This window comes from Betaproteobacteria bacterium, from assembly GCA_016791345.1.
Taxonomy (GTDB): domain Bacteria; phylum Pseudomonadota; class Gammaproteobacteria; order Burkholderiales; family JAEUMW01; genus JAEUMW01.
Genome location: JAEUMW010000306.1, coordinates 1 through 4,984, shown reverse-complemented (window position 1 = coordinate 4,984; position 4,984 = coordinate 1). Strand labels below are relative to the sequence as shown.

General features: G+C 67.3%; 5 protein-coding genes. All 5 read left to right on the top strand.

The features are described 5' to 3' along the window. Positions 1-255 precede the first annotated feature (255 nt). A complete protein-coding gene (locus JNK68_12130) occupies positions 256-708 on the top strand; it encodes a transcriptional repressor (GenBank protein MBL8541102.1) in 453 nt (150 codons plus the stop codon). Continuing rightward, positions 705-1,844, top strand: coding sequence for a GTP-binding protein (locus tag JNK68_12125; protein MBL8541101.1), 1,140 nt, complete (start codon positions 705-707; stop codon positions 1,842-1,844). The genes JNK68_12130 and JNK68_12125 overlap by 4 nt, the downstream gene beginning before the upstream one ends. Further along, the gene (gene aroF / locus JNK68_12120) at positions 1,841-2,893 is read left to right on the top strand and encodes a 3-deoxy-7-phosphoheptulonate synthase (protein ID MBL8541100.1); all 1,053 of its coding nucleotides are present in this window, start codon (positions 1,841-1,843) and stop codon (positions 2,891-2,893) included. The genes JNK68_12125 and aroF overlap by 4 nt, the downstream gene beginning before the upstream one ends. A 52-nt stretch (positions 2,894-2,945) precedes the next feature. After that, positions 2,946-3,278: a hypothetical protein gene (locus JNK68_12115; protein ID MBL8541099.1), complete on the top strand. Its 333-nt coding sequence runs from the start codon at positions 2,946-2,948 to the stop codon at positions 3,276-3,278. A 99-nt stretch (positions 3,279-3,377) separates the two neighbouring features. Beyond that, on the top strand, positions 3,378-4,984 hold a 1,607-nt coding region (locus JNK68_12110), incomplete at its 3' end, for a TonB-dependent receptor (GenBank protein MBL8541098.1).

Below are 4,984 nucleotides of genomic sequence, written 5' to 3'. Positions count from 1 at the left end.
GGCGAGCGTCGTGCTCGGCTACAACTGATCCGCCTCGATTTCCGCATTCTTCCGCAGCGCCCTTCCGCCGTTCTCGGAGCGACCACGCTCAGGCTTCCGCCGGGTTTCCCGATCGCTCCGGAACGCCGCTCACCTGCTCCCCGATCTTCCCTCTGACCTTCCACACTCGGCGCGGCACATGCTCTCTGCAACTCAGTTGCTTTGCGGCAGGCTTCGTGTTCCAATCCGGGGTCCGACTCGTTCCTTTCCGGCCCCGTGTACGCAACCCTGCCGAGCGCTGAAGACCTGATCCGTTCGACCGGCGAACGGGCAACGCCCGCGCGCGTGCGCATTCTGTCGCTGTTGCTGGCAGCGCCCCGCGCGCTTACCCACCGCGAGATCGAGGACGGACTCGAGGCTGCACTCGCCATCGATCGCGTGACCGTATACCGCGTGCTGGAATGGCTGACGGCGCGACACCTCGCCCATAAGATTGCTGCAGACGACCGCGTCTGGCGCTTCAACGCCGCGCCGTCCGCGCATGACGCGCAGCACGCCCATTTCCACTGCACTGCATGCGGCGAGGTGATCTGCCTCGATGCGCTCTCCCCCGACATCACACCGCGGCTGCCTGCGGGCTATGCGCCAGAGTCGGTCGAGTTCACCATCAAGGGGCTGTGCAGCGAGTGCGGTTCGGTGCGCCGCCGCCGACGCAGGAGTTCGTCATGAGCGATGCCACCGGCGGGCGCACGCTGATTCCTGTTTCGCTGTTGACGGGGTTTCTCGGCAGCGGCAAGACGACGCTGCTCAACCATGCCGTGCGGCATCCCCTGCTGGCAGACAGCGCGGTTCTCGTCAACGAGGTGGGTGCCATCGGTCTCGACCACCACCTGGTGCGCAGCGCAAAGCCCGATGTCGTGTTGCTCGAAGGCGGCTGCATGTGCTGCACGGTGCGCGGGGAGTTGAGCGACACCCTGCGCGATCTGCTCTTCAGGCGCGGCCGCGATGGTGTATCCAAGTTCAATCGTATGCTGATCGAGACGACCGGCCTTGCCGATCCGGCGCCGATCCTGCAAAGCCTGCTGTCGGATCCGATCGTGGCGCAGCACTACCGCCTGGACGGGGTGATCACCACGGTCGACGGCGTGCTCGGAATGGATGAACTCGATCGTCATTTCGAGTCCGTCAAGCAGGCGGCCGTGGCGGATCGACTGGTGCTCACCAAATGCGATGCCGCGCCGCTGCCCGGGCTCGAACGCCTGGAGGCGCGACTGCGCGAGTTGAATCCCGCGGCGCCGATCTATCGCTCCGAGCACGGGCAGATCGACCCCGCTCTGCTGCTCAACGCCGGCCTGTTCGATCCATCGCGCAAGATTGCGGACGTCACGCGCTGGCTCGCCGCGGCCGCGTATCGGCCGGTGAGCCGTGCTTCGCTGCTGCCTGGCCAAGTCGCGCACGCGAGTGCCCACGACGAGCGCATACGGTCGTTCACGCTGAGCTTCGAGCGGCCGATTCCGTGGGCCGGACTGATGGCGGCGATGGAGATGCTGCTTTCATTCCGGGGCGAGGACCTGCTGCGCGTGAAGGGGATCCTCAACCTGGAGGGGCAGACGCAGCCGGTCGTGATGCAATCGGTGCAGTCGGTGCTCTACCCACTCACCCGCCTCGACGTCTGGCCGGATGAAGATCGCCGGACGCGACTCGTGTTCATCGTGCGCGATCTCGATCCCGGGTTCATCGAGGATGTGCTCCGGCAGTTCATCGATGCGGCACAGGCGCCGGCCGAGGTGGAGGCCGTGGCGGAAGGGGATCACGCGGCGCCCGCAGTGCAGCCCGCCGGGGCTGCCGGAGGACGCATGCCATGATCATCGTGATGAACCTGCACGCGGGCGAAGCGGCAATCGAGGCCGTCGTGCGCAAGATTCGCGACTTCGGGCTCGACGTGAACGTCTCGCGCGGCACCGAGCGCGTCGTGATCGGCGCCATCGGCGACGAGCGCACGCTGCCGGAGGAAGCGTTCTCCACCATGCCCGGCGTCGAGCAGGCGCTGCACGTGCTGAAGCCGTACAAGATCGTCGCGCGCGAGTGGCACCCGGTCGACAGCACGGTGCGCGTGCGCGGCATTCCCGTCGGTGGCGGGGCGGTGCAGGTGATCGCCGGGCCGTGCTCGGTGGAAACGCAGGCGCAGATGGATCTCGCGGCACAGGGTGTCGCAGCAGCGGGCTGCCGGCTCATGCGCGGCGGTGCCTTCAAGCCCCGCACCAGCCCCTACACGTTCCAGGGACGCGGCACGGAAGGACTGCAGATGTTCCGCGCCGCTGCCGACAAGCAGGACCTCCCGATCGTCACCGAGCTCATGGATGTGCGCATGCTCGATACCTTCCTCGAGTACGACGTGGACGTGATCCAGATCGGCACCCGCAACATGCAGAACTTCGATCTCCTGAAGGCGGTGGGGGGCGTCAACAAGCCGGTGATCCTGAAGCGGGGCATGTCGGCCACCATTTCCGAGTGGCTGATGGCCGCCGAGTACATCGCCGCCGGCGGCAATCACGACATCATCTTCTGCGAGCGCGGCATCCGCACTTTCGAGACTGCGTATCGCAACGTGCTCGACGTGACGGCGATTCCCGTGCTGAAGAAGGAAACGCACCTGCCGGTGATCGTCGATCCGTCCCATGCCGGCGGCAAGGCGTGGCTGGTTCCGGCGCTGGCACGCGCCGCCGTGGCGGCCGGAGCCGATGGGCTGCTGGTCGAGATGCATCCGAACCCGTGCGAGGCCTGGTGCGACGCGGACCAGGCGCTGACGCCGAAGGAACTGTCGTCACTGATGGATTCGCTCGGCGCGGTCGCCGCCGCGCTGGGGCGTACCCTCGATCGCCAGGGTGCCGCGAGCGTGAGCGCCCTGTGGTGAGCGCCCGGCTGCCGGAGCGACACCGGTGCGGCAGAAGGCGGAACTGAGGCCGATGCGGCCAACGCGCCTTTCCTGCGGTGCGCTGTTCGCCCGTCTGGGCCTGCTGCTCGTGCTCCTGTGCGCGCAGCACGGCGCGCTGCTCCACGCCTACAGTCACTTCGGGCTGGTGCCGGATCCCTACGCGGTCGGCGATCGCAACGCGCCGCCGGCGGAGGCATGTGATCTCGGCATCGTCCACTGCGCGCTCGATGCCAGTCCACCGAGTCTGACCCTCGATTTCCCGAGTGGCGCCGCGGCGCCGCTGGCGTTGCGGTACCTCGCCTGCGCGTTCACGCCGCGCGCGCTCCCCGCGTTCCACAGCCGGGCACCTCCCGTCTTGTCCTGATTGCGCCGGTGCGGGTCGCATGACCCGCTTTCTTGGACGCGTCATGCGGTGCCGGCTTCCTCGCCAGCGGCCTGCGTGCTCCATTGTGAATCGGGAACCATGTTGCGCAAGACTTTTCTCGCCGCCGCTCTGGCCGGGGTCGGCGCCCCCTGCACCGCAGGGGCAGAGCCGGCCAAGGAAGACGTCATGCTCGCCCCTGTCGTCGTCACCGCGCAGCCGTTCGAGGACCGCTCGGAACTCGACATGACGCAGCCAGCGACCGTGCTGCGCGGGGCGGACCTCCGCCGCCGCCAGACCACAAACCTGGGCGACACCCTCGACACTGAACTGGGCGTGCAGTCCAGTGGTTTCGCCGCCGGTGCGGGACGCCCGATCATCCGCGGCCTCGATGGAGCACGCGTGCAGGTGCTGAACAACGGCCTCGGTGTGAGCGACGTGTCCACCATCAGCCCGGATCATCAGGTCACTGCCGACCCGTTCGGCGCACGGCAGATCGAGGTCCTGCGCGGGTCGGCGACCATTCTGTACGGGGGCGCTGTCGGCGGTGTGGTCAATGTCGTGTCCGATGCCATTCCGACACGCCGTGTCGATGGACTCAAAGGGGACGGAGAGTTCGTCACGCAAAGTGTGAACAACGAAGTCGGCGGCCGTGCGCGGCTCGATGGCGGCAACGGACCGTTTCAGTTCACGCTCGGCGGGTTTCTCCGCAACACCAGCGATTACGCGATCCCCGGCCCGGTGATCCAGGGCGATCCGTTCTCCGGTCGCGGCACCTTGCCGAACAGCTACACGCGCAGCAGTTCCGGCTCAGGCGGCGTCTCCTGGGTCGGTGAGCGCGGCTATCTCGGCGTCAACGCCAGCGTGCTCGACAGCCGCTATGGCCTGCCGGGACCCGAGTTCGCGTCGATCGACCTGACGCAAAGCCGCTACGAGATGGCAGGCGCCGTCGACGACCCCTTGCCCGGCTTGCGCGACGGCAGCCTCAAGTTCCAGTACAACGACTACCGGCACAACGAGGTCGAGCCCACCGGAGAGGTCGCGACCACCTTCCGCAACCAGGCGTACGAAGGTCGCGTGCAGGCGCGGCACGAGCGGATCGCCGGGTTCGACGGCGTCCTCGGCGCGCAGTATCTCTACCGCGATTTCTCCGCCGTCGGCGAGGAGACGTTCATCCAGCCGGTCAATCAGCAGGGCACCGGCGTCTTCCTCGTCGAGCAGTACGAGTTCGCCGAGCGCTGGCGCCTCGACCTCGGCGCGCGGCTCGACATCGTCGAATTCAAGCCAAATTCAGACAGCACCATCCTCGCCCGCAGCTTTTCGCCTTTCAGCCTGTCTGGCGGACTGCTCTGGAAGTTTGCCGACGGCTACAACGCGGCACTCAACGCGTGCCGCTGCCAGCGCTCGCCGCAGATCGAGGAGCTCTATCCGGACGGCGCGCATCCTGCCACCGCGACCTTCGACGTGGGCGACGCGCACCTTGCGACCGAGACCGCGAACAATGTCGATCTCACCTTCCGCAAGGTCGACGGGCCGTGGCAGTGGAGCGGCACCGCGTACTACACCTATTTCCAGGACTACATCTTCGGGACTTTCGTCCCCGGGCCGACCGGGGCGCCGGTCCGCGTGAACGCCGAGGGCGAGGTCGAAGCCAACGGCGCGTTCCTGCTGCAGAAGTTCACGCAGGCAAACAGCGCAGAGTTCAAGGG

What these genes read in the sequence shown, in the direction of transcription:
- JNK68_12115 (MBL8541099.1), top strand. Translation starts at nt 2,946, where the DNA reads ATGCGGCCAACGCGCCTTTCCTGCGGTGCGCTGTTCGCCCGTCTGGGC.
- aroF (MBL8541100.1), top strand. Translation starts at nt 1,841, where the DNA reads ATGATCATCGTGATGAACCTGCACGCGGGCGAAGCGGCAATCGAGGCC.
- JNK68_12125 (MBL8541101.1), top strand. Translation starts at nt 705, where the DNA reads ATGAGCGATGCCACCGGCGGGCGCACGCTGATTCCTGTTTCGCTGTTG.